This window comes from Pseudomonas sp. S09G 359, from assembly GCF_002843605.1.
Taxonomy (GTDB): Bacteria; Pseudomonadota; Gammaproteobacteria; order Pseudomonadales; family Pseudomonadaceae; genus Aquipseudomonas.
The window spans coordinates 3,918,094-3,941,679 of the sequence record NZ_CP025263.1 but is presented as its reverse complement, the minus strand read 5'-3'; the positions used below and the strand labels follow the sequence as shown (position 1 = coordinate 3,941,679).

Sequence of the window (23,586 nt, the reverse complement as noted above, 5' to 3'; positions counted from 1 at the left end):
AGGGATTTGTACGCTAACGGCATCCGCGTCGCCAGTCATCAGATGCACAACGGCCCACCAAAAGGCGGGCCGTTGTTTATTGCATCAGCACAGGCTTGATCAGTCCTGGCGGCTGGTCACTTCCAGCAGGTGATAACCGAACTGGGTTTTCACCGGGCCTTGCACGGTATTGACCGGGGCGCTGAACACGACGGTGTCGAATTCCTTGACCATCTGGCCTGGACCGAACGAACCCAGGTTGCCGCCGTCGCGGCTGGATGGGCAGCTGGAGTTGGCTTTGGCGATTTCTGCGAAATCAGCGCCGCCTTCGATTTGGGCCTTGAGTTCGTTGCACTTGTCTTCAGTGGAAACGAGGATGTGACGGGCGGTGGCTTTGGCCATGGTGAGTAACTCCTTGAGTAAAAAGGGTGAGCCTACCGGATTCAGGCGTTTATTTCCTGGCAAAGTTCCGTTGGGATTCATTTTTTGGGACTGCTCTGAAGCTTGTGACAAGCGAGCTTGCTCCCGTGGCTTTCTTCCTGCTGGACGGCGTGTTTGGTATGGCCTTCGTGTCGTGTTCGGTCAGAAATGTGGGGGGGGGGCTTGCCCCCGATGCCGGTGTGTCAGTTACCCCATATGCTGACTGACACTCTGCTATCGGGGGCAAGCCCCCTCCCACATTGGAATTGCCGTCAACCAGGAACACCTCAGACGTCAAGTCAGCACGATATAGTCGTTCTGCTGAATGATCGGCCGGTGCGCGCCTTGCACCAGGTGCAGGTAGCGGCCATCCACCAGGTCGATAGGCAGGCAGTCGTCGATATCCAACACGCCATCGGTGTGCGCCTGCGACCAATGGCGCAGCATCTGTTGCTTGCCCTTGGCGGTCGCCTCGCGTTTGTCGCGCGCGACCACCAGCAGGTAACGGTGCGCCTCACCAAAGCTGTTGGCTTCGTAGCCGCCCAGGTTGATGAAATACAGATGATGCGCGCCAGCCTGGGGCGCCAGGTGGCTGAGTTCGACTTTCCAGCCGTCCACACCGTCTACCGCCATCCACGAATCGATATGCACGCCCTTGGGGCTGCCAAACCAAGCCTCGCGCAATTGCGCGTAAGTGGCTTCCAGCGTATCCGCCGCAGCGAACACCACATCGTGAACTTCAATTTTAGCCCTGGGGTGCTTGCCCCCGAGCATCACCACAAACAGCATTGCAGGTCCTTCCTGGCGACTTGGCAGAGGGCAACCATACTTCGATTGAACCCTTTTGTCCGGTCAATGCCACACTGTTAATCCGCGAACTCACCAGGAGGTTGTCATGCGTACTATTGATCTGGCCGGCGTGCCCGTCCCAGTTATCGGCCAGGGAACCTGGCGCATGGGCGAAAACCCGGACCAGCAACGCGCTGAAGTCGCAGCATTGCAACTGGGCATCGACGAGGGCATGACCCTGATCGATACCGCCGAAATGTACGGCGAGGGCGGCGCCGAGACGGTCGTCGGCGAAGCCATTCGCGGCCGGCGCGACCAGGTGTTCCTGGTGAGCAAGGTCTACCCGCACAACGCCAGCCACAAAGGCGTGCCGCGTGCCTGCGAAGCCAGCCTGCAACGGCTGGGCACGGAGTACATCGACCTATACCTGCTGCACTGGCGCGGCCAGTACCCCCTTGACGAAACGGTCGAGGCCTTCGAGCGCCTGCGCGAGGCCGGCAAGATCGGCCGCTGGGGCGTCTCCAATTTTGACGTAGCCGACCTGCAGGAACTGGCATCCCCGGCCTGTGCGACCAACCAAGTGCTCTACAACATCGAAGAGCGCGGTATCGAATTCGACCTGCTGCCCTGGTGGCAACAGCATCACCTGCCGTTGATGGCGTACTGCCCAATCGCCCAAGGCGGGGCATTGCTGTCCAGCCCCACGCTCAAGCAGATCGCCCGCCGCCACGACGTCACGCCCGCCCAGGTTTCCCTGGCCTGGGTGTTGCGCCAGGACGGTGTGATCGCCATCCCCAAGGCGGTCAACCCCGAGCATGTGCGGCTCAACGCGGCCGCTGCCAGGTTGGTGTTGGATGAACATGACCTGGACGCCATTGACCGTGTGTTCGGTGCGCCCAAGCGTAAGCATCCGCTGGCAATGGTGTAGCTCGCGCGCAGGAAGGGCGGCCGTCCATGGCCGCCGTTTGCGCATGGCGCCGACTTAGCCCGCTACTGGGCTGCGCCAGTCATCCGACCCGGAAGTGCCAGAGACTTCGTGGGTCCATACGATCTTGCGATAGGTGAAGTGCACATCCTCCAAGTGAGTGAAGTGGGCATTCTCCGGGTCCTGGCAGTTGGGCATGCGTGACTGGATATCGACGATGGTCGCGCCCTCCAGTTCAATGGTGAAGTAGTGCTCCTGGGTCCCGGCCGAGGAGGTTCGAAACCATTCCAGCCGGCACTTGACCTCTTCGCCGCTGGTCAGCGCGCTGAACAGCAGCGGCGAGGACTTATCGAAGACCTTACTGATCATCAAGGGCTTGTGCACCCTCTGGCCTGTCGGCTGCCCGGACTGCGGGTCACGCGGAATGATCACTTGATGGGAAAAGGCCTGGACCAGAATCTGGTCCTCATGACCCTCCTGGTAAATATTACCTACCGAGTCCTGGGTAAATGTGCCTGCCGTAATCAAACCCTGTTTGACGCCGGTAATGGAAAGATAGGCGGGTGTTGGCATGACGGTTTCCTTGTCTGAATAGATGGGGTAGTTCCCACCGGCCCATGTGCCGGCTGGGCAAATGCCTATAACAAGAAACGTGCCTGAAAGTGCAAGGCCCAATAAAAGCGGTGGGTGCGGCACATTGGATTTTACTTTCAAGCGTAGGGCGAGATGGGTTGATCTAAAATAAGTGAAACTCGTTGCGCATAAGTGTGAAATTAGTTGCGCATTGAGATTTTCCTGGCTGCATTGGGTGTGTGAGGTTATTTGTTTGGTTATAGGGTTTTGGTTGCGCAATATTCTGCGCAGGTCACGTATTGTGTGGTTTGTAGGATATTTCTTAAGTGTGGTTGCGGTGCTTGTCGAATGTTTTAAGCGTGGCTAAGGTTTGCGAACTTCGTGGTGATTCGAGCGAGGGTTAGATGGCAATCTGATGCACGACTCCAATGTGCTTAGTTTGTTTTTGTTGCCTTGGGTAGTTGTGCGTGGTGCCAAATGGCTTATTCGAACAAGCTTTATGAAGATTACCTGGAACTTGCACGGACGCCTTGTTCGCACGCCTGTTTCGCCGGCAGCGATATACGCTTTTCGAGTGAGTATGAAGCCCTGGAAGCGGAGCTCGGCAAGGCGCAATCGATGCACGGCACCGGCCAGCCCGACTGGCATAAAGTGTTGGAGGCCAGCGAGTACCTGTTGCGCCAGCAGTCCAAGGATCTGCGGGTGGCCGTCTGGTTAACCTGGGCGCTGCACCAGTGTGAATCCTTCCCGGGACTGCTGGCCGGCCTTGGCGTGTTGCGCTGTCTTTGCGAGCAGCACTGGCTTGCGGTCTACCCTGAAAAGCCACGCACCCGTGGTGCCGCATTCAGCTGGTTGGTATTGCGCCTTGAGCCGCTGTTCACACAGAGCCTGTCGCTGCAGGGCCAGCAGCCCCTGTTCCACGCCGTGCTTGAGCACCTGACGCGCCTTGACGAACTGTGGGCCGAGCACCTGGTGGATGATGCGCCGCTGTTGTTGCCGACCCGCAGGCAGTTGGCCCAGTGCTTGGAGCGTGCGGCGCAAGGTGACGTTGCTGCTTCGGGGGCGTGCGGTGTGATTGCCCAGGTCAAGCAGGCGCCCACCCAAATGGTGAAGCCTGGGGCGGTGGTCGATAACGAAAAAGACGCCCACAAATTGTTACGTGCCCTGCAGGAGCAGGCCCGGCCGTTGTGCGCCTGGTGGCTGCGCCAGAACGCCACCGATCTGCGCGCTTTGCGCCTGAATCGAACGCTGGCTTGGCTGGCCCTCGTCAGCTATCCAGAGGCTGACAGCGAGCGGGTCACCACGTTGCGAGGGCCTGCGCCCGACAAGCTCAAGCGTTACCAGGAACGCTTCGCCCAAGGCCATTACGCTGATTTGTTACTTGAGCTCGAAGCCAGTCTCGCCGGTGCGATGTTCTGGTTCGACGGGCTGCACAGGGTCTGGCAATGCCTGGAGGCCCTGCAGGCTGAGCTGGCCATGGTCGAGTTGGAAGTCAGCTTCGCGTTGTTGCTGCAACGCTTGCCAAACCTGCCGGAGTTTCGCTTCCACGACGGTACTGCGTTTGCCGACGCAAACACTCGCAATTGGATTGCTCTACAGGTTTCTCGGCACCTGCAGAGGCCCGAATCAGTTGCGTTGCCGGTAGCAGTTGATGCCGATGCCGAACCTTGGGAAACGGCCTTGCGGGCGGCGGCGGCCCGGCTGCGAAAGGACGGGCTCAAGGCGGTCGTGCATGAACTCACGCAGGGCAGGTACACGGCACGCAGTGATCGGGCCCGTTTTCATTGGTGTCTCGCACTGGCGCGCTTGTGTGTGCAGGCAGGCAAGCATGAGTTGGCCAAGATCCAGCTCGAAGACCTCGACCACCAGCTGCAACGCTCGGGCCTGGAGCGTTGGGAGCCGGGGCTCGCCCTTCAAGTCACGCAATTGCTGCACCGCTGCTGTGACCTGTTGCCACAAAACCACGCCGTGCGAGAGCGCAAGGACGAGACCCATCGCAGGTTATGCCTCTTCGATCTTGACGCGGTACTTGAATAGGCTTTCGAGCCACTTGAAAAAGGAGAAATACCATGGCCAAAGACGGTTCGGTGGCACCCAAAGAGCGCATCAATATCACCTTCAAACCCGCTATTGGTGGAGCACAAGAAGAAGTCGAGCTGCCGTTGAAACTATTGGTGCTGGGAGATTTCACCCTGCGTGAGGATGTGCGCAAGCTTGAGGATCGCAAGCCCATCGCACTCGACAAGAACACCCTCGATGACGTGCTGGCCAAACAGGCGCTAAGCCTGACCCTGAACGTACCCAATCGCCTCCAGGAGGACGCCGGCGTTGAAGAGCTGGCCATTCAGGTGCGTATCACCGCTATGAAGGATTTCAACCCGGCGAACCTGGTGGAGCAGATTCCTGAATTGCACAAGCTGATGGCGCTGCGCGAGGCGCTCATGGCGCTCAAAGGGCCATTGGGCAATACGCCAAGTTTTCGCAAGGCCATTGAGCAGGCCCTGGCCGACGATGAATCCCGCGCCCGGGTATTGGCGGAACTGGGGCTGAGCAGCCACACCGCCTGACATTTCAGTAAAAGGACACTGACACCATGACCACCCAGCAGAACCCGGTACCCGCCCAAGCTGTGGGCGAATACAGCATTCTCGACAATATCATTGCCCAGACCTTGCTCAGTGCAGATGACGAGGCTTATGGCATTGCCAAGCGTGGCGTCTCGGCGTTTATCGAAGAGCTGATGAAGCCGCAGAACAGCGGGGAACCGGTCAAGAAGCGCTTGGTCGACCGGATGATTGCCGAGATCGATACCAAGCTCAGCCGGCAAATGGATGAGATTTTGCACCATCCGGACTTCCAGGCCCTGGAAGCCTCCTGGAAGGGCTTGCAGTTACTGGTCGACCGCACCAACTTTCGTGAAAACATCAAGATCGAGCTGCTGAACGTTTCTCGGCAAGACCTGCTGGATGACTTCGAAGACTCACCGGAAGTGACCCAGTCCGGGTTGTACAAACATATCTACAGTGCAGAGTACGGTCAGTTTGGTGGCCAGCCAGTGGGCGCAATCATTGCGAACTACTTTCTTTCCCCAAGCGCGCCCGATGTGAAGCTGATGCAATATGCATCGAGTGTCGCCTGCATGGCACATGCGCCTTTTATTGCCGCTGCCGGGCCGGGCTTTTTCGGCTTGGAAAGCTTCACCGGCCTGCCTGACCTCAAGGACCTCAAGGACCATTTCGAAGGCCCGCAGTTTGCCAAATGGCAAAGCTTTCGCCAGAGCGAGGACGCTCGTTATATCGGGTTGACCGTGCCGCGTTTCCTGCTGCGTACGCCCTATGACCCCCTTGAGTGCCCGGTCAAGACCTTTGCCTATCAGGAAAACGTGGTGAACAGCCACGAACACTACCTGTGGGGCAATACCGCCTACGCCTTTGCCACGCGCTTGACCGACAGCTTCGCGAGGTTTCGCTGGTGCCCGAATATTATCGGGCCCCAAAGCGGAGGGGCCGTAGAAGATCTGCCGTTGCATCACTTTCACAGCATGGGCGAAATCGAAACCAAGATCCCCACCGAAGTTCTGGTTTCCGACCGCCGTGAATATGAACTGGCACAGGAAGGTTTCATTGCCTTGACGATGCGCAAGGGCAGTGACAATGCCGCGTTCTTTTCCGCCAGTTCGGTGCAGAAGCCCAAACACTTCGGCATCAGCGCCGAAGGCAAGGAAGCCGAGCTGAATTATCGCCTGGGTACCCAGCTGCCCTACATGATGGTGGTCAACCGGCTGGCCCATTACCTCAAGGTGTTGCAGCGCGAGCAACTGGGGTCGTGGAAGGAGCGTACCGACCTGGAGCTGGAACTCAATAAGTGGATTCGCCAGTACGTTGCCGACCAGGAAAACCCCAGTGCCGAAGTGCGTGGGCGGCGGCCACTGCGTGCCGCGCGCATTGTTGTCAGTGACGTCGAGGGCGAGCCTGGCTGGTACCGCGTCAACCTGAGCGTGCGACCACACTTCAAGTACATGGGGGCGGATTTCACACTGTCCCTCGTTGGCAAGCTTGATAAAGAATGAGCAGAGGCCAGCGGGTGACCCACAACCAACGCCTTTTCGAGCGCCTCGAACGGCCGGCGACTGCCCCTGCGTGCGCCGTGAAGTCGGTTGCCGCCCACTTGGGGAAGATGCTCAGTATTCGTGCGGGCAGCGTTCAAACGTTGCCGGACTATGGCTTGCCCGACCTCAATGATATGAACCGCAGCCTGCATGAGTCACTGAGCCAATCGCGGCTGTTGATCGAGCGCTTTATCCGCGCCTACGAGCCGCGCTTGAAGGCTGTACAGGTCACGGCGTTGCCTCGGGATCATGACCCATTGGCCCTGGCATTCATCATCGAGGCGACGCTGATGGTGGAGGGTGCCAGGCAGCCGGTGGTGTTCACCGCGCGATTGTGTGGCGCCGGGCAGGTCGAGGTCTCGCCGGATGTCCTTTAATCGCTATTACCAAAGCGAGCTCAGTGCGCTACGCCAGCTTGGGCGGCGTTTCTCCGAGCGCAACCCTGCGCTCGCACCTTTTCTTGCGGAACCCGGTCAGGACCCGGATGTGGAGAGATTGCTCGAGGGCTTTGCCTTTCTTACCGGCCGTTTGCGCCAGAAACTGGATGACGAGCTGCCGGAGCTGACCCATTCCTTGATGCATTTGCTGTGGCCCAACTACATGCGGCCAATGCCAGCGTTGAGCATCCTGCAATTTGATCCGTTGAGACAGGCCGGCCCTGGAGTTCTGGTCGCGCGGGATACGCCGGTCGAAAGTGCTGCCGTGAATGGCGAGCGCTGCCGCTTTCGCACCTGTTACGCCACGCAGGTCCTGCCACTGCAACTGAGCGCCCTGGAATACAGCGTGCAGGGGGAGCGGGGCATGTTGAGCCTGCGCCTGGACATGAGCGTCGAGGGCAATTTCAGTGAGTGCGCGTTCGACCAGTTGCGCCTGCATCTGGCAGGTGATCACTACATTGGGCAGGGCTTGTACCTGAGTTTGTTGCGCCATCTTGAGGGCATCGAGTTGCTGCCCTTCGATCACGCGGGCCTGCCGGTCAGCGGTGCTGATGGGCAGGCTCTGTCGCTGCGACTGGGCGCCGACCAGGTACGCCCGGTGGGGTTCAGCGAAGATCAGGCGTTGATTCCCTATCCGCTGAACACGTTTCGCGGCTATCGGCATCTGCAGGAGTACTTTGTGTTTCCTGAGAAATACCTGTTTGTCGATGTGGAGGGGCTGGATGTGCTGCGCAGTTTGCCCCCTGAAACGCTCAAGCAAACACGCGGGGTGGTACTGCGTTTCGAACTCAATACCCCATGGCGTGAGACCCAGCACCCCACTCTGGATAACGTGAAGCTCTACTGCACGCCGATCGTCAACCTGTTCAAGCACGACGCGGTGCCGATTCGCCTGGACGGCAAGCAGGATGAATACCTGCTGGTACCTGGGGAGTATTCGCGGGAAAACGCCTGTGTATTTTCCGTGGACAGCGTCGTCGGTTGGCGCCCCGCAGGGTTGGGGTATCAGGCCTATGTACCGTTCGAATCCTTCGAACATGACGGTGACACTGACGTATCCACGGGACCTGCGAGCTACAGCGTCCGCCAGCGTTCGTCGACGCAGCACGCCGGGCTCGATACCTGGCTGGGGTTGAACAACGGGTTGGAGCATGGTCAGGAAACACTGTCGATCGAGCTGACGTGCACCAATCAAAATTTGCCTCGGCTGCTGCCGATAGGTGCCATCAACCAGCCGTGCGAGCAGACACCGGAAGGGGTGTCGTTTCGTAATATTTGCGCGGCGACCGCGAGTTTTTCGCCGCCCCTTGACCATGACTTTCTCTGGCGCCTCATCAGCAATATGTCGCTCAACTACCTGTCATTGAGTGACATCAAAGCCCTGAAGATGATCCTCGAAACCTACGACCTGCCGCGCTACCACGATCGCCAGGCGCAAAAAATCAGCGAGAAACGCTTGGGGGCGCTGAGGTCCGTCAGCCATACGGCCGTCGACCGTTTGCATCGCGGCCTGCCATTTCGCGGCTTACGAATCGATCTGACGATTGATCCCCAAGGCTTTTCAGGTCAGGGCGAAGTGTTTGTGTTCGCGTCGGTACTCAACGAATTTTTTGCGCTCTACGCCAGCCTCAATGCCTACCACGAACTACGAGTCATCAGCACACAAGGAGACGTGTACCTATGGCCATCCCGGATGGGCCAGCAACCCCTGCTTTGACCCAACTGTCCTGCGTAATCCGCGAATACTCGCTGTTCCAGGCCGTTTCGCAGGTGCTCAAGCGTCTGCGCGATGCCCACCCAATGCTGGATGACGACGCGCTGTATGACCGGTTGGAGTTTCAGGCCAACCCAGGCCTTGGTTTCCCTGGTCACGATATTGACCGGGTGGAGTTTTTCGTTGAGCACGACCAACTGCGCGCGCGTCTTCGCCTGAATGTGTTGGGCCTGTGTGGCGCGGGATCGCCATTGCCCGCGTTTTATGGCGAGCAGGCGTTAGTGGACGGGGTGGGTGGCAATACCACCCGAGACTTCCTGGACCTGTTTCACCATCGACTGCATCGGCTGATGCTGCCGATCTGGCGCAAGTACCGCTATCGGCAGTGTTTCCAGGCCGGCGCCGGTGATGGTTTTTCCGAGCAGATGTTTGCCTTGATCGGGTTGCGGGGGCAGCAGATTCGCACCGCTGCGCAATTGAACTGCAAGCGGCTGTTGCCCTATCTGGGGTTGCTTGGCCTGCGTGCGCATTCGGCGGCGCTGATCGAGACCGTGTTGCGTTATTACTTCAAACATCAGCGCCTGTTTATCGAACAGTGGGTTGAACGCTCGGTGGTGATTACCGAGCCACAGCGAAATCGGCTCGGTGTTGCAAATAGTGTGCTTGGCCAGGACCAGGTGCTGGGGCGGCGAGTAGCCGACCGCAGCGGCAAGTTCAGGGTGCATGTGCAGGGGCTGGACTGGCAGCGATTTCACGGGTTTCTACCGACCGGCACCGACTACCCGCTGTTGTGTTCATTGGTGCGGCTGGCGGCACGGGATCCTTTGGAATACGACCTGCGCCTGGTACTGGCCAAGGACGAGATCAGGCCATTGCACATCGGCGAGCACAACGTCTGCCGGCTCGGCTGGACCAGTTGGCTGGCGCACGAGTGTGCCGACGGTGTGGTCATTGTGGCGAGCGACGCTCATGAGAGATGAACGATTATGATGAATGTGGACCTGCAACAACTGATCCAGACCTTGACCCTCCAGGCCCGTCTAGACCTTGAGCGTTCGGCCGAGCGTTGTGTGACGCGGGGGGGCAGGGAAGTCTTGGTGGAAGACCTGCTGCTGGCCCTGCTGGAGCGTCAAGACAGTCTTCTGGTGCTGGCCTTGGCGGATGCAGGCGTCGAGGCTGGCGAACTGCGAGCACTGTTGCAACCCAAGGGGGAGGCAAGCGCGTCGCGTAACCCAGTGTTTTCCCAGGCACTCGTGCAATGGCTGCAACAGGCCTTGATGATTGCCCACCTGGAGCTGCGACAAGCTGAAGTGGATGACGGTGCCTTGCTGCTGGCACTGTTGCGCCATCCGTTACACCACGCCGGCAGTCGCTACCAGCGGTTGTTGAGCCGATTGAACCCACAACGCGTGCAGGACTTTCTGTTGCGCCACGCGCCTGGAACCACTCCGGCGCCACTTGGTGAGTCATTGCTGGAGCGGTTTACCCATGACCTGACCCGCCAGGCCCAGGAAGGGCGTATCGACCCGGTGCTATGTCGCGATGGGGAGATTCGCCAGTTGATCGACATACTCGTTCGCCGCCGTAAGAACAATCCGATTCTTGTCGGCGAAGCCGGAGTGGGTAAGACCGCGGTCGTCGAGGGCCTTGCCCTGCGTGTCGCCAGCTCACAGGTGCCGGAACCGCTCAAGAATGTGCGGGTGCTGACCTTGGATATGGGCCTGCTTCAGGCGGGCGCGAGCATCAAGGGCGAGTTCGAGCGACGCCTTAAAGGCGTGATCGATGAGGTCAAGCTGTCAGCCAAACCGGTGATCCTGTTTATCGACGAAGCGCATACGCTGGTAGGGGCGGGAGCTCAGGCGGGCACATCCGATGCTGCCAACCTGCTCAAGCCGGCCCTGGCACGCGGCGAACTGCGTACCGTCGCCGCCACCACCTGGTCGGAATACAAGCAATATTTCGAGAAAGACCCAGCATTGGCGCGGCGTTTCCAGCCCGTGCGGGTCGCCGAACCCAGCGTTGAACAGGCGGTCTCGATCCTGCGCGGGCTGGTCCCGGTGTATGAGCGCAGCCACGGTGTGTATGTGCGTGACGATGCTGTCGTCGCGGCGGCGCAGATGAGCGCGCGCTACCTGGCAGGGCGCCAGTTGCCTGACAAGGCGGTGGATGTGCTGGATACCGCCTGCGCCCGCGTGCGAACCAGTCGGGATACGCCACCCGAGGCGTTGCAACAGCTATATGCCGAGCAGGCTGAGGGCGCGCGTCAACGCCAGGCATTGAACCGCGACATGCACGCAGGGCTACCGGTAGATGAGCAGGCCCTGCACGCGCTGGGCCGGCGAATGGGCGCGGCGGAGTGTGAGCGCCAGGATCTGGAACGGCACTGGCTTGAACAGCAGGCAGGAGTGCAGCAGGTATGCCCACGCCGGGTGGCCGAGGTCATCAGCGCCTGGACAGGTATCCCTGTTGAACAACTGGCCCTTGAGAGCAATGAACGGGTCCTGGGTTTTGCCGATGCGCTGCGTTCGCGCATCCTCGGTCAGGAGCAGGCAGTACAGGCGCTTGATCGCAACCTGCGCGCCGTGGCTGCGGGGCTCAACAAGGCTGACGCTCCGGTGGGCGTATTCCTGCTGGTGGGCCCAAGTGGTGTGGGCAAGACGGAGACGGCCCTGGCCCTGGGCGACTTGCTGTACGGCGGCGAACGTTTTGTGACCACCCTCAACATGTCGGAATTCCAGGAGAAACACGCGTTGTCGCGGCTGATCGGGGCGCCGCCCGGTTACGTCGGTTATGGCCAGGGCGGGGTGTTGACGGAGGCCGTGCGCCAGCGTCCGTATTCGGTATTGCTGCTCGATGAAGTCGAGAAGGCCGACCCGGAAGTGTTGAACCTGTTCTATCAGATTTTCGACAAGGGGCTGGCCAACGATGGCGAAGGCCGCGAAATCGATTTTCGCAACACGTTGATACTGATGACCTCAAACCTGGGCAGTGAGTGCATCGGTCAATTGTGTGCAGGTGGCCGGCGCCCGCAGGTGCAGGTGCTGCAGGAGGCGATCCGCCCGTTGTTGCGTGATCACTTCAAGCCTGCACTGCTGGCCCGGATGCGGGTGGTGCCGTATTACCCGATCACGGGTGAGCTACTGCAGCACATGGCCAGGCTCAAGCTCGAACGTCTCGGGCAGCGGTTGCAACTGCGCGGGCTTGCCTTCAGCTATTCCTGCCAACTGGTCGCGCACATGGCCGAGCGTTGCGCCCACAGTGACAGCGGCGCTCGGTACTTCGACCAATGGATCGAACTTCACGTGCTACCGCAGGTGGTGGACCGATTGCTGGATGCCATGGCCAAGGGCGAATCGCTGTCGCAGGTCCACGCCGGCCTTGATGGCAACGGTGACCCAGCCTGCGAGTTCAGCCAATGATCGATAACCTGTTTACCCAGTTGCCCCATCCACTGGCTTACGCTGATGCGTTACTGGCCTGGTTCATCCGTCTGGGCATCGACGAGGATGAAACCACGCTGCCTGACCAGTGTGTCGCGGCGGCGGCCCAACTGAGCCAGTGCGAACTCAGCCAACTGTATTGGTTCGACGAAGCCACGGGTCGACTTGACTTGATTGCCCAGCATTTGCCCGGGACGTTGCGCTCCGACGCCCGACTGTGCGGTACGGACTATCAGCACGAGCAGGTGTTGCAGTATGTCCTCGGTCATCGCAGTGCCCTTAGCCTGGATGATCTGGCAAACAGCCTTTACGAAAGCGATTTTTTACCCGTGACAGCTACGCCTTGGCGCTCGTTATCCTGCGTGCCGTTGTTCTCTCGGCACAAGACCCTCGCGGGAGTGCTGCTGTATGCCAGCCAGCGTCCCAAACCCTTGCAGGGTTACGCCGCGTCGTTGGCACCGCTGGGCAGCTTTGCCTTGATGCAGCTGGCGTTGCTGCGTCGTATGCGCCCTGTGCAACGTGCGGCCTTGCCCGAGTGCGATGTGCAGGCCAACCGTGCGGCGTTCGGGTTGATCGGCAACAGTACGGCAATGGATGAAACCTACCGGCTGATCGGCAAAATCCTGAGAACCCCTTACACCGTGCTGCTGCGTGGCGAGACAGGGACCGGCAAGGAAGTGGTCGCGCGCGCTATCCACTCTGCCGGACCGCGCAGTGGCAAGGCGTTCGTGGTGCAAAACTGTGCGGCCTTTCCCGAAGGGCTGCTGGAAAGTGAGCTGTTCGGTTATCGCAAAGGGGCGTTCACGGGGGCCGAACGCAACCACACGGGGCTGTTCGACGCCGCCCATGGCGGCACCTTGCTGCTGGACGAAATCGGCGATATGCCGCTGTCGCTGCAGGCCAAGTTGCTGCGGGTTTTGCAGGAGGGTGAAATTCGTCCGTTGGGTGCCAGTACGGCGCACAAGGTCGATGTACGCATTATCGCCGCGACCCACCGCGACCTCGCCGCCATGGTGGCCCAAGGCAGCTTTCGCGAAGACCTGTATTACCGGCTGGCGCAATTCCCGATTGAACTCCCGGCCTTGCGTGAGCGTGACGGCGATGTGTTGTTGCTGGCGCGGCACTTTGCGCACAAGGCCCGTGCTGCTCTGGGCGGACCCCCAGTGGAGTGGTCAAGCGCAGCATTGGATCAACTGTCGAGCCATGGTTTCCCCGGCAACGTGCGCGAGCTCAAGTGCCTGGTGGAGCGCGCGGTGCTGCTTTGTGACGACGGTGTGATCCTGCCGGCGCACCTGTCTTTGTTGCCGTCACCGCTCAGTGGGACGGCGGATGCGACCTTGCGTCAACGCCTGGAGCGGGTGGAGCGGGTATTCCTGATCGACTGCCTGCACAAAAACCGTGGCAATCGAACCCGTACCGCACGTGAGTTGGGGGTCGCACGTCGCACGCTGCTCTATCGCCTGTCGCACTTGAAGATTGCTGTTGGCGATGTTCGTGAGGGGGGCTGAATGGCCTGCGTGTGCACACCTTATTTTCCTGGGAGGTACCTGATGCTTTTTCGTCCGTGGCAAGCCGTGGTGCTTGTGTTGTGTTTGCTGGCTGGCTGTAACGCCAATTATGTCTTTGATGATGCTGACTACCGACCATTGGGTGACCCGGAAGCGGCACGTCGCGGCCATTGAACAGGGGAGCCCTGCCATGCAATTAGTGTTTGAAGTGTGTGACCCTGCGAGCGGTGAACTGCCAGCCCGCAAAGTCTTTGATAGCGTCGGCGGTGTGATCGGCCGTGGGATGGGGTGTGACTGGGTCATCCCTGACGCCACGCGTTTGATTTCCAGCCACCACGGTTTGATCAGTTACCGGGACGACCGCTACTTTCTGACCGATATCAGCAGCAACGGCATTGGCGTGTCGGGCAGCGGGGAGCGCCTGCGCAAAGGGCAGGCGCGGTTGATCAGCGAGGGTGACGTGTACCAACTGGGTTCACTGAATATTCGTGCCCGCCTGCTGGGGCACGACCCGCGTCCATTTACCCTGAATGAGAGGATCCCCGAGGATGCCTTCCTGGGGCTTGACCCTGTTCAGGCGCTGGACTGCGAACAACGGCGCAGAGAGTCATCTCACACGTTGGAGGCGTTGGATCCGTCGGCGGAATCCGCGGCCCCGTCGATGGGACACGGAGCCGTGGACCGGGATCATCTGGTTGTACCGGAGTGGGCCGTGCCGCTCGCGGATGTGGTGCCTCCTCCCGTACCTGTCACAGCCGCCCCCGAAACCTTCTGGTCGCAGTTTGGCGAAGCCTTGGGTATGGGCGTTGATACTCTTGATACACCGGGTCGCGAGGCCCTGGCGATCAAGGTGGCGGGCTTGCTCAGGCAAACCGTCGATGGCTTGCAGCACAGCCTTCGCACCCGCGACGAACTGAACAGCGAGGTGAACCCGCGCTGGAACACTTCTGCGCTCAAGCACCCAAACCCCCTGAAGGATTGCGCTGATACCCAGGCGGCCCTGGTCTCGCTGTTGGGGCGCGGAGAATTGGGCCGGCTTTCCGCCGAGCTGACCATTGCCCAGGCTTACCGCGACTTGCAGGTTCATCAACTGGCCTTGGTGGTGGCCTGTCGTGCCGCACTGCGCAGCGCACGGGCGGCCTTCGCGCCAGCTCACCTGTTGCTGTGCTTCGAGCGCGAGCGCAAGCCGCGCCGGTTCTTCACCGACGGCGCCCATTGGCGGGCCTATCAGCGTCACTACCAACGGCTGAATGACGAGGCGTGCGAGGGCGAGCAGTTATTGCGCGATGACTTTACCAACGCCTATGAGGAGCAGGTGCGCCTGGTCTCCACCTTGCACGCCGCTTACCCGGGATGATGTTCATGTATCGAACCACCGTTGCATCAATGCTGGTAGCACTGGTCGTGTTGGCCGGTTGCAGCAGCGTTTCACCTTTTTCGACCTTGACCAAACTGGACCTCACATTGACGACCAGCGACGCGGTCAACCCGGATCTGCATGGGCGCCCGTCTCCCGTGGTCGTTCACTTGCTCGAACTGCGGCACCCCGTGGCGTTTGAGAATGCCGACTTCTTCAGCCTCTATGCCCGGGCCGAGCAAACACTGCCCAAGGATTGGGTCAGCAGCGAAGAGCTGGAGATGCGCCCCGGCGAGCAGCGGGTGCTCAAGCTCAGCGTCGACTCGCACAGCCGCTATGTCGGCGTGCTGGCAGCCTATCGCGATCTACCTCAAGTGCAATGGCGGCTGGTGCTGCCGGTAGCCCCAGCGCGGCTGACGCGTGCCGACCTGGTGCTGGACGGCACGGGTATCCGCATGGCTGTTCCTGACACCCGTAAGACGGAGGATTGAGATGCCGGTCCATAACGTTATCTGGCAGGAAGGCATGCTGCTGCGGCCCCAGCATTTGCAGCACAACGATCGCTACTACCATCAACAGCTTAACCGTACGCGGCTGATGGGCAGTGACGCCTGGGGATTTCTGGCCCTGGAGGTCGACGTGCAGTACCTCAACCTGGGCAAGGTGGTGGTTAACCAGGCCAGCGGCATATTGCCGGACGGTAGCCTGTTCGAGCTCAGCGGTACGATGGAACCCTTGGTACTGCAGGTGCCTGCCAACGCCGGCCGGCAGGCGGTGTACCTGGCCTTGCCGCTGGCGACTGACAATCAGGTTGAAGCGCGCAGGCCCGAACAAACCGATGTCCTGGCGCGCTACGTGGCGTATGGAACCGAGATCGGCGATTCCAACGCAGGTGTCGATTCCTGTTGCCAGATCAGCTGTGCGCGCCCGGACCTGCGCTTGATAGTCGGGGAGCCCCCCAGTGATCCGTTCTACGTGAAACTCCAGGTCGCCCAGGTACTGGACTCGACCCGTGAAGGGGGGGTGAAGCTGGATACGGATTTCGTGCCGACGTTTATCTATCTCCAAGGGGCAGGGTACGTATCGTCGTGCATCAAGGAAGTGATCAGCCTGCTGGCAACGCGTGGTGATGCGATTGCGGCGCGAATCCAGGGCAGCGGCACATCGGCGGCGGCGCAGGTTGGCGACCTGCTGATGCTGCAACTGATCAACCGTGTCGAATCGAGGTTGCGCCACTATTTGAGCCAGGCGCAGGTACGGCCGCAGACGTTGTTTTTGGAGTTGCTGTCGGTGCTCGGCGAGTTGTCTACGTTCGCGACCGACAGCAGGCGAGCGCAATTGCAGGTGCATTACCAGCACGGCGATCAAGGCGCCAGTTTCCGCGGATTGATGGGTGGCATTCGCACGGTGCTGTCGTTGGTGCTTGAGCAGCATGCCATCGAGCTGACGCTGCAGCAGCGCCAGTATGGGGTGCTGGTGTGCCCGGTGAGTGATCTCAAATTGCTGGGGACGGCGACGTTCATTCTCGCAGCGACTGCCCAATGCGATTCGGAAGAGCTGCGCCATCGACTGCCCGCGCATCTCAAGATCGGCACCGTGGAGCGCATCCGCGAGTTGGTCAACCTGCATCTCGCCGGCATCAGGGTCAAGCCGATGCCGGTGGCGCCGCGACAGATTCCGTTCCACGCCGGCAAGACCTATTTCATGCTCGAACTCAATGCCCGGGACATCGCGCAGTTGGAGCAGTCGGGTGGTTTTGCCTTTCACGCCAGCGGCGAGTTTGCAGAGCTGGAACTCAACTTCTGGGCTATCAGGAACTGAACACCATGACGCTGGACAGTGAATACGCGCAGGACGAGAAAACCGTGCTGCTTGACCGTGAAGGCTTCGCTCCGGCGCAGGGGCCGGTGACCGACTTTCCGTCGCCGCCGCGCTTTGAACAACTGGAAGACCGCATGATTTACACCGCCCGACTGCAGGGCGAACACAGCTTCAAAACAGGCCCCAATAGCCTGGTGGCTGCGGGTTGGGAGCTGTTGTCGCAGGTTGCCCAACTCAAGGTCAGTGCTGGCCGCGAAAACCTGCAGGCGCTCAACGAGCGCTTGTCCTCCGGTATTACCACGTTTGAAGCCCAGGCTTTGCACCAGGGGGCTGAGGCGGGGCAGGTAATGTCTGCGCGCTATGTGTTGTGCAGCGTTGTTGACGAGGCCGTGGTGACCACGGCGTGGGGCAGCCGCAGTGACTGGTCCAGGAGCAGTCTGCTGAGTCGCTTTCACAACGAAACCTTTGGCGGTGAGAAGTTTTTCCAGTTGCTTGAGCGGCTGTCCCGCGACCCGGTCAAGCACGTCGACATGCTGGAGCTGATGTACCTGAGCCTGTCGATGGGTTTTGAAGGCAAGTACCGCGTCATCGAGCGCGGTGAGGTACAGCTGGAGGTGATACGCGATGCCTTGTACCGACAGATCCAACATGTACGCGGGGCTCGGCCCTCTCTGACTGCGCCGGCAGGCCCACGCATGGTTCGGCATACCCGGGTACGCAGTCTTTCCGCCCCGTGGGTGGTGATGGTCGGGCTGGCCTGTGTGCTGGTGATGTACTCAGGTTTTGCGTGGGTGTTGGGCAACGAGCGCGCGACGGTACTGCAACCTTTTCAACCGTTGGCGTCGGGCCAGGCTCAGACGCCCTTGTAACGCTGGGAGCAATGAATGAACGCATTCTTCAAGGGCGCGGGCACGATGCTGCGCAAAAGTTGGGTCTGGAGCCTGTTGCTGGTGCTGTCCAGCGCGCTGCTGGTATGGTTTTTCGGGCCATTGCTGGCGGTGGACAATCATCGGTTCTGGCAAGGCGCGGCGGCCCGCTTGCTGAGCATCAGTGGCTTGTTCCTGCTATGGGGGTTGGCGATGGTTGTGGTCGGCTCGCGATCAATCGCTCGCCATGACCAGCGGGCACACGAGGCGCGTGATCAGGGGCATGGCCTGGTCAACGCTGAACAACGGCAGGTACGCGGGCGGTTCAAGGAGGCTCTGCACACGCTGAGAACTTCGCGCCGCTACGGCGAGCGCAGCGAACGTTGGCGTAGCGAGTTGCCCTGGTACCTGTTGATCGGGCAACAAGGCAGTGGCAAGACCCAACTGGTGGCGGCCAGTGGCCTGCCATTTCCGCTTGATCGGGCCGAGGCGTCAATGCCCGGCGCAACGGCTTACTGTGACTGGTATTTCGCCGACGAAGCGGTACTGGTAGACACTGCGGGGCGTTACCTGGCCCAGCCTGACCGTGCGGTAGACGCGGCGGGGTGGTCGATGTTGCTTCGCCTGCTCCGGTCGCGGCGCAGGACGCGCCCGCTTAATGGCGTGGTGGTGACCTTGTCGGTGGATACGCTGTTGGGCGGCAGCGAACACGACCTGGCGTTGCACGCGCGGCATGTGCATGCCCGCTTGCAGGACATTCAGCAGAAGCTGCATGTGGATGTGCCGGTCTACCTGGTGCTGACCCAGGCTGACTGGCTTGAAGGGTTTGCGGAGTTCTTTGATACGCAGCAAGGGGAGGGCACTGAAGCGCTACTGGGTGAGCGCCTGGCCGCCAGCGCGGCGCAAACCGATATTGTCCAGGTGCGCGAAGCATTCGAGACGTTGCTGCAACGCTTGGGGGCAGAGCTGATCCCGCGCCTGCACCAGGAGCGAAATGTCGAGCGCCGTGGCCGGATACTCGATTTTCCACGGCAGGCCGCACGCCTCGGCGAGCGCCTGTGCCTGTTTGTCGAGGCTGCGTTTTCCGCTCATCGCCATCAGCGTATCAATGGTTTGCGCGGGTTCTACCTGACCTGTGCAAAGTCGGGGGATAGACGTTCCCAGTTTGTCCGGGGCCTGTTCAACCGGGTGATTTTCGCCGAGGCCGATCTTGCCGGGTTGCATACCCCTGAGCGACAGCGCCTGCGTCGGCGCCAGGGGCTGCTCGCACTCGTCACCTCGCTGCTCATCGGTACCGCGGGCGTGTTGTGGGCACACAGTTATGCTTTCAATCATCAGCGGCTGGTACAACTGCAGGAACTGATCAAACCCCAGCCGCCCGCCCAAGCCGGTTCGGACGAAATGCTGGCGTTGTTGCCGCTGCTGGACAATCACCTGGCCGCCACTCGGCTATTTCCACCGGCGGCCGAGGCCCGCTGGGTGGATCGAGCCGGCTTGTATCAGGGGGAGGCAAGTCGCCCGCTGTTGGCCAATGCGTATGCAGAAACCCTGCGCCAGCGCCTGCTGCCACAGGTGGTAGCCCTGCTGGAGGAGCAGGTTCAGGCCAGCATTGGCGAGCGTGAGCGGCTGTTGGATACCTTGCGTGCGTACCTGATGCTCAACCTTCGCGAGCGTCGCGATACCACCTGGCTGGCGGAGCACGTGGCCGGCCTTTGGTCCGTGCGCTTTGCCGGGGACACGTCGGCGCAAAAGCGCTTGCACAACCACCTTGCGCAGCTGCTTGAACAGCCGTTTGTAGCGGTGTTGGATACTGCGCTGGTGGCCCAGGCCCGCCAGGTATTACGCGGAGAGTCGCTGGCTGAAGTGGTCTACCGCACGCTGCGCGAACAAGCCCGCAGCCTGGAACCCTACCGCCTGGCCGACGGCCAGGTGTTTGCCAGGCTTGAGCCGCCGATACCCGGTTTCTACACCAAGCGGTATTGGCAGTATTTTGAAAAACAAGGCCCTCGACTGGTCAATGCCATTGCCCAGGATAACTGGGTGCTTGGGGAGGGCACTGACCTCAGCGCCACGGATTTGCGCCAGCTCATGCTGGAACTGGAGCAGCGCTATTTCAGTGAGTACGCCGAGGCTTGGAGCCACGCCCTGGGCCGCATCCGGTTGCAGCAAAGTGACAGCCTGAGGCAAGGCATCGACCAGCTCGCGGGCCTGACGTCAGCCCAGTCGGCGTTGGTGCAGCTGTTGCAGCAGGTCAGTGAAAATACCCGGCTGCTCCCGACCCATGATCGGCTTGAGGCGGCGGGCCAGCAGGCCAGCGGGTTGGGTTTGGTGGCTGCCGGCATGCTGGTCAGTCAGCTGCCGGGCCAATCAGGGCCTGATACTGCCCGGCGTGCGCTACAGCGTCGCTTCGAACCGTTGCATCAACTCCTCGATGAGGAGCAGAACCCCGGCGCCGGGTTGATGCAGGTATTGCGCCTGCTTGATGAGTTACACCTGCAATTGCTGGCGCTGAACCGCGAGAGCCCACCTGAGCAGGCGGCATTCAGGATGGTCAAGCAGCGAATGGAAGGGCAGCAGCCCCTATTGAGCAACCTGCGTAACGCCGCTGCACGCTTGCCGGTGCCGCTCAAGGACTGGTTTGAAGGGGTTGCCGACGACGCCTGGCGCCACCTGCTGGATGACGCCTATGCACATGTAAACCAGCGCTACCAAAGCGAGGTGTATGGTTTTTACGCGAAGGCGATCCAGCGGCGCTATCCGTTCAACGCCCATGCCGCCAGCGACGTCTCCCTGGGGGATTTCCAGGCGTTTTTCAAACCCCGCGGCGCTCTTGCGCGTTTTTATGAAGGTTACCTACGGCCGTTTGTCAGCCTGGAAGGCAACCGTTATCGGCTGCGCGGCCTGGATGGGCGCAGCTTGCCGGTGTCACGTTCGTTGCTGGAGCAAATGACCAAAGCCCAGATGATTCGCCAAGGTTTTTTTACTGAGGATCTCGGCGAGTGGGCCGTGCAATTCACCTTGGCACCCTACAGCTTGGATCAGGCAGTCAGCCGGGCGATCCTGCACGTGGGCGATCAGCAGTTGGAGTACCGCCATGGTCCGATCGTGCCCATGGCGTTTCATTGGCCCAGCGCGTCAGGCAATGGGCGCAGCAGCCTGGTGCTGGAGCGCGGTGCGAAACAGCGGCCGTTGGGGATTGAAAAGAACAGCGGTGACTGGTCGCTATTTCGCTTTTTTGACCTGATGCAGAGCGAGGCGGCAAGTGGTCGGGATGTGCACATACTCAAGGCTGACCTGGGCGGTCTGCGCGCCAATTACCTGCTCACCAGCCAACGTAACCCCAGCCCGTTCCAGATGGCGGCCTGGCGTAGCTTCCGCTTGCCGGAGCAACTGTGAGCCAGGTGTACGCGTGGCGCAGTGCCGGGCGAACGGTGCAAGGCAAGCGGCGCTCGCGTAATGAGGACGCGTTTCTCGATTGCCCGCAGCGCGGTTGCTGGGCGGTTGCCGATGGGATGGGCGGCCACCGGGCCGGGGATGTCGCCAGCCAGTGGGTGGTCAGCAGCCTTGCTGCACTGCCGGCTATTGGCAATTTCGATCAACGCATCGAGGCCGTTCGCCGCTGCCTGCGAGGGCTGGACAGCCGACTGGGGCTTGGCGTGCCGCACCCCGCCGAGGGGGTGGCGGGCATCATGGGCAGTACCGTGGTTGCGCTGCTGCTTGAAGACCGCCGCGCAGCCTGCATTTGGGCGGGGGACAGCCGATGCTACCTGTGGCGCCGGCAGCGCCTGTACCAACTGTCGCGTGACCATTGCCTGCAGCAGCAACTGATGGACCAGCAGCAGTTGAGCCTGGAGCAGGCGCAAGCCCATCCAGGCGCCCGCGCGTTGACGCGTGCGATCGGTGCGCCACAGCCATTGAGCCTTGAGGTGTTGGAACTGGGTACCCAGCCCGGGGATGTATTTTTGTTATGCAGCGACGGCCTTTACCAAGGGCTCAGCCATGGCGAACTGGGCAGCGCCATGAACGTGGGTACGCCACGACAGGTGGTGGATAGGCTGTTCAACAGCGCGCTGCAAGGGCCGGCGCGGGACGACCTGACTGCCGTGGTGGTACAGAAATGAGCGCACCACCATGAGCACGCCCCCCAGCCCACCGAACCTGCTTGCGGGGCGCTATCAACTCGAACGTGTATTGGGTACGGGTGGAATGGGCGTGGTCTATCGCGCCCGTGACCTGTTGCATGAAGCGTTTGGCGAACCCAACGCCAGTGTGGCGCTCAAGCTGCTCGGTGAAACGTTTTGTGCGTGCCCCGACGCCCATGTGTTGCTGTACAGCGAGTTCGCCGTGACCCGTAGCGTGCAGCACCCGCAGGTGGTACGGGCGTTTTCCTTTGAGGTCGACATCGACCAGCAACTAGCGTTTTTCACCATGGAATTGATGCATGGCATGACCCTGGATCGCCTCCTGGTGGAGTGCCCGGAGGGCTTGCCTTGGCAGGAACTGCAGCCCCTGGCGCTGCAACTGTTGGATGCACTGGCATACACCCATTGGCAAGGCGTGCTGCATGGCGATGTTAAACCCGCCAATATCATGCTCGGCGAGCAGGGTCTGCGTGTGTTCGATTTTGGCCTGGGCCAGGGCGCAGCGCAGATGGCCGCCGGCCTGCCTGGCTTGAGCCGCAGCCGCTTGAACGCTTGGACACCCGCGTATGCGGCGCCGGAGCTGATGGCCGGTGGTGCGCTGTCGGCCAGCGCTGACCTGTATGGCGCAGCGTGTGTGATCTACGAATTGGCCCAGGGGCAGCGCCCCGGCACACGTCAGCCTGATCAGCCACTGCCACGGCCGCGTCGACTGCCTACGCAGTGTTGGCCGGCGTTACGTACGGCGTTGGCGGTGGACCCGGCGTGTCGAAGTATTACCGTCGCCCAATTGCGCGAAGCGCTGGGCACCCGGCGGCGGCCCTGGTTCTTGTAGCCCAACCCTCAACCAGGCAAATCATGCAACTGGCAATACTCAACCCAACTCAGCCCCGCCATCTGCGCCACTTCCTTGTGCACTTCAAGGCGCTGGGCCTCGAACGCTGCGGGGGATTCGGCGGTTAGCTTGAGGGTCAGCTCCCAGGCAAACAGGCCCTGGCGTTCGGCTTCGGCTTCGAAGGCTTCGTGCAGCCGTTCGGCGCGGTACTGCGCCGGGGTTTCGCCCTTGGCCTGGGCGGCCAGCGGGTTCAGGGTGTCGAGTTCGGCGGCGACATCGGGGTGTTCGTTGAGGAATCGGTCCAGCGCGAGCTGGTGGTTATCGCCAGGTGGTGACAAAAGTCTGCTCCAGGTTCAGTGAGGGCCTGCGCCGAGCCTGTGGCGCGCGGCGCGGCGGGCGCGTTTGCGTAAGCGGCGGTCGATCCCGGCGCGTATCGGGTTGAGCAAAAATAACAGCAGATAGGCCGCCAGCACCATGGCCAGTTCCAGCCCGCCATCACTGGTCGACCCGGTTACCCATTCAATCATACTTTTGCTCAGCAGCAGCAGCGCGACCCCACCCATCCATAGCAGCAGGTTGAACAGTAACGGCCGTACGTTGATTGACAGCTTGTATTGCATGTCGGGTTTATCTCCTTGGTGGCTGCTTCCTTCGCAGACCACCTTCCTTGACGGG

Annotated in this window: 22 protein-coding genes; 17 read left to right on the top strand and 5 right to left on the bottom strand. The window is 60.9% G+C overall.

What is annotated here, in order from left to right:
* Positions 1–99: 99 nt before the first annotated feature.
* Complete coding sequence (locus CXQ82_RS17775) at positions 100–381, bottom strand: peptidylprolyl isomerase (protein WP_010210937.1); 282 nt, start codon at positions 379–381, stop codon at positions 100–102.
* Positions 382–693: 312 nt separating this feature from the next.
* Positions 694–1,188 carry a DUF1543 domain-containing protein gene (locus tag CXQ82_RS17770; protein ID WP_101271303.1) on the bottom strand — a complete coding sequence of 165 codons (495 nt, stop codon included), beginning with the start codon at positions 1,186–1,188 and terminating at the stop codon, positions 694–696.
* A gap of 106 nt (positions 1,189–1,294) precedes the next feature.
* On the opposite strand from CXQ82_RS17770, the gene CXQ82_RS17765 reads away from it, so the two are divergent.
* A complete protein-coding gene (locus tag CXQ82_RS17765; protein ID WP_101271301.1) occupies positions 1,295–2,116 on the top strand; it encodes an aldo/keto reductase in 822 nt (273 codons plus the stop codon).
* A 54-nt stretch (positions 2,117–2,170) separates the two neighbouring features.
* Here the strand turns inward: CXQ82_RS17765 and CXQ82_RS17760 are convergent, their stop codons facing one another.
* Positions 2,171–2,686: an Hcp family type VI secretion system effector gene (locus tag CXQ82_RS17760; RefSeq protein WP_101271299.1), complete on the bottom strand. Its 516-nt coding sequence runs from the start codon at positions 2,684–2,686 to the stop codon at positions 2,171–2,173.
* Positions 2,687–3,163: 477 nt separating this feature from the next.
* Between CXQ82_RS17760 and tssA the strand changes: the two genes are divergently transcribed.
* Genes tssA through CXQ82_RS17680 form a run of 16 tightly spaced genes read left to right on the top strand, consistent with a single transcriptional unit; the run spans position 3,164 to position 22,911 of the window.
* The gene (gene tssA / locus CXQ82_RS17755) at positions 3,164–4,723 is read left to right on the top strand and encodes a type VI secretion system protein TssA (RefSeq protein WP_101271297.1); all 1,560 of its coding nucleotides are present in this window, start codon (positions 3,164–3,166) and stop codon (positions 4,721–4,723) included.
* A 32-nt stretch (positions 4,724–4,755) separates the two neighbouring features.
* A complete protein-coding gene (gene tssB, locus CXQ82_RS17750; protein WP_101271295.1) occupies positions 4,756–5,253 on the top strand; it encodes a type VI secretion system contractile sheath small subunit in 498 nt (165 codons plus the stop codon).
* A 26-nt stretch (positions 5,254–5,279) separates the two neighbouring features.
* On the top strand, positions 5,280–6,755 hold the full coding sequence (gene tssC / locus CXQ82_RS17745; protein WP_101271293.1) for a type VI secretion system contractile sheath large subunit: 1,476 nt from the start codon (positions 5,280–5,282) through the stop codon (positions 6,753–6,755).
* Positions 6,752–7,171, top strand: coding sequence for a type VI secretion system baseplate subunit TssE (tssE, locus tag CXQ82_RS17740; protein WP_177409915.1), 420 nt, complete (start codon positions 6,752–6,754; stop codon positions 7,169–7,171). Before tssC ends, tssE begins: the two co-directional genes overlap by 4 nt.
* Positions 7,161–8,948, top strand: a complete 1,788-nt coding sequence (gene tssF, locus CXQ82_RS17735; RefSeq protein WP_101271291.1) for a type VI secretion system baseplate subunit TssF — start codon at positions 7,161–7,163, stop codon at positions 8,946–8,948. The genes tssE and tssF overlap by 11 nt, the downstream gene beginning before the upstream one ends.
* Positions 8,912–9,925 carry a type VI secretion system baseplate subunit TssG gene (tssG, locus tag CXQ82_RS17730; protein ID WP_101271289.1) on the top strand — a complete coding sequence of 338 codons (1,014 nt, stop codon included), beginning with the start codon at positions 8,912–8,914 and terminating at the stop codon, positions 9,923–9,925. Before tssF ends, tssG begins: the two co-directional genes overlap by 37 nt.
* A gap of 6 nt (positions 9,926–9,931) precedes the next feature.
* Entirely contained in the window at positions 9,932–12,364 is a 2,433-nt protein-coding gene (locus tag CXQ82_RS17725) for an AAA family ATPase (protein ID WP_101271287.1), read from the top strand.
* Positions 12,361–13,893, top strand: a complete 1,533-nt coding sequence (locus CXQ82_RS17720) for a sigma-54-dependent Fis family transcriptional regulator (RefSeq protein ID WP_101271285.1) — start codon at positions 12,361–12,363, stop codon at positions 13,891–13,893. Before CXQ82_RS17725 ends, CXQ82_RS17720 begins: the two co-directional genes overlap by 4 nt.
* A 42-nt stretch (positions 13,894–13,935) precedes the next feature.
* Positions 13,936–14,067 (top strand): type VI secretion protein, encoded by a 132-nt coding sequence (locus CXQ82_RS31645; RefSeq protein WP_101271283.1) that lies wholly within the window; start codon positions 13,936–13,938, stop codon positions 14,065–14,067.
* Between the two features lie 16 nt (positions 14,068–14,083).
* Entirely contained in the window at positions 14,084–15,250 is a 1,167-nt protein-coding gene (tagH, locus tag CXQ82_RS17710) for a type VI secretion system-associated FHA domain protein TagH (protein WP_101271281.1), read from the top strand.
* A gap of 5 nt (positions 15,251–15,255) precedes the next feature.
* Positions 15,256–15,741, top strand: coding sequence for a type VI secretion system lipoprotein TssJ (gene tssJ / locus CXQ82_RS17705; protein WP_101273814.1), 486 nt, complete (start codon positions 15,256–15,258; stop codon positions 15,739–15,741).
* A gap of 1 nt (position 15,742) precedes the next feature.
* The gene (tssK, locus tag CXQ82_RS17700; protein WP_101271279.1) at positions 15,743–17,071 is read left to right on the top strand and encodes a type VI secretion system baseplate subunit TssK; all 1,329 of its coding nucleotides are present in this window, start codon (positions 15,743–15,745) and stop codon (positions 17,069–17,071) included.
* 5 nt (positions 17,072–17,076) lie between these two features.
* Positions 17,077–17,940 (top strand): type IVB secretion system protein IcmH/DotU, encoded by an 864-nt coding sequence (gene icmH, locus CXQ82_RS17695; protein WP_101271277.1) that lies wholly within the window; start codon positions 17,077–17,079, stop codon positions 17,938–17,940.
* Between the two features lie 15 nt (positions 17,941–17,955).
* The gene (gene tssM, locus CXQ82_RS17690) at positions 17,956–21,333 is read left to right on the top strand and encodes a type VI secretion system membrane subunit TssM (RefSeq protein ID WP_101271275.1); all 3,378 of its coding nucleotides are present in this window, start codon (positions 17,956–17,958) and stop codon (positions 21,331–21,333) included.
* Entirely contained in the window at positions 21,330–22,058 is a 729-nt protein-coding gene (locus CXQ82_RS17685; protein WP_101271273.1) for a PP2C family serine/threonine-protein phosphatase, read from the top strand. The genes tssM and CXQ82_RS17685 overlap by 4 nt, the downstream gene beginning before the upstream one ends.
* 10 nt (positions 22,059–22,068) lie before the next feature.
* Entirely contained in the window at positions 22,069–22,911 is an 843-nt protein-coding gene (locus CXQ82_RS17680; protein ID WP_101271270.1) for a serine/threonine-protein kinase, read from the top strand.
* 8 nt (positions 22,912–22,919) lie between these two features.
* Here CXQ82_RS17680 and CXQ82_RS17675 read toward each other — a convergent pair whose 3' ends face one another.
* Together CXQ82_RS17675 and CXQ82_RS17670 are read right to left on the bottom strand one after the other, a co-directional pair.
* Entirely contained in the window at positions 22,920–23,249 is a 330-nt protein-coding gene (locus CXQ82_RS17675) for a DUF6388 family protein (protein ID WP_101271268.1), read from the bottom strand.
* Between the two features lie 15 nt (positions 23,250–23,264).
* Positions 23,265–23,531 (bottom strand): hypothetical protein, encoded by a 267-nt coding sequence (locus CXQ82_RS17670; protein WP_101271266.1) that lies wholly within the window; start codon positions 23,529–23,531, stop codon positions 23,265–23,267.
* Positions 23,532–23,586: the final 55 nt, after the last annotated feature.

Bases quoted from the DNA above. Each gene is read 5' to 3' on its own strand.
- CXQ82_RS17720 (WP_101271285.1), top strand. From the start codon at position 12,361: ATGATCGATAACCTGTTTACCCAGTTGCCCCATCCACTGGCTTACGCT.
- CXQ82_RS17670 (WP_101271266.1), bottom strand. From the start codon at position 23,531: ATGCAATACAAGCTGTCAATCAACGTACGGCCGTTACTGTTCAACCTG.
- tssE (WP_177409915.1), top strand. From the start codon at position 6,752: ATGAGCAGAGGCCAGCGGGTGACCCACAACCAACGCCTTTTCGAGCGC.
- tssF (WP_101271291.1), top strand. From the start codon at position 7,161: ATGTCCTTTAATCGCTATTACCAAAGCGAGCTCAGTGCGCTACGCCAG.
- tssB (WP_101271295.1), top strand. From the start codon at position 4,756: ATGGCCAAAGACGGTTCGGTGGCACCCAAAGAGCGCATCAATATCACC.
- CXQ82_RS17775 (WP_010210937.1), bottom strand. From the start codon at position 381: ATGGCCAAAGCCACCGCCCGTCACATCCTCGTTTCCACTGAAGACAAG.
- icmH (WP_101271277.1), top strand. From the start codon at position 17,077: ATGACGCTGGACAGTGAATACGCGCAGGACGAGAAAACCGTGCTGCTT.
- tssA (WP_101271297.1), top strand. From the start codon at position 3,164: ATGGCTTATTCGAACAAGCTTTATGAAGATTACCTGGAACTTGCACGG.
- tssK (WP_101271279.1), top strand. From the start codon at position 15,743: ATGCCGGTCCATAACGTTATCTGGCAGGAAGGCATGCTGCTGCGGCCC.
- tssG (WP_101271289.1), top strand. From the start codon at position 8,912: ATGGCCATCCCGGATGGGCCAGCAACCCCTGCTTTGACCCAACTGTCC.
- CXQ82_RS17725 (WP_101271287.1), top strand. From the start codon at position 9,932: ATGATGAATGTGGACCTGCAACAACTGATCCAGACCTTGACCCTCCAG.
- CXQ82_RS17770 (WP_101271303.1), bottom strand. From the start codon at position 1,188: ATGCTGTTTGTGGTGATGCTCGGGGGCAAGCACCCCAGGGCTAAAATT.
- tssC (WP_101271293.1), top strand. From the start codon at position 5,280: ATGACCACCCAGCAGAACCCGGTACCCGCCCAAGCTGTGGGCGAATAC.
- tssM (WP_101271275.1), top strand. From the start codon at position 17,956: ATGAACGCATTCTTCAAGGGCGCGGGCACGATGCTGCGCAAAAGTTGG.
- CXQ82_RS17680 (WP_101271270.1), top strand. From the start codon at position 22,069: ATGAGCACGCCCCCCAGCCCACCGAACCTGCTTGCGGGGCGCTATCAA.
- tssJ (WP_101273814.1), top strand. From the start codon at position 15,256: ATGTATCGAACCACCGTTGCATCAATGCTGGTAGCACTGGTCGTGTTG.
- CXQ82_RS31645 (WP_101271283.1), top strand. From the start codon at position 13,936: ATGCTTTTTCGTCCGTGGCAAGCCGTGGTGCTTGTGTTGTGTTTGCTG.
- CXQ82_RS17765 (WP_101271301.1), top strand. From the start codon at position 1,295: ATGCGTACTATTGATCTGGCCGGCGTGCCCGTCCCAGTTATCGGCCAG.
- tagH (WP_101271281.1), top strand. From the start codon at position 14,084: ATGCAATTAGTGTTTGAAGTGTGTGACCCTGCGAGCGGTGAACTGCCA.
- CXQ82_RS17760 (WP_101271299.1), bottom strand. From the start codon at position 2,686: ATGCCAACACCCGCCTATCTTTCCATTACCGGCGTCAAACAGGGTTTG.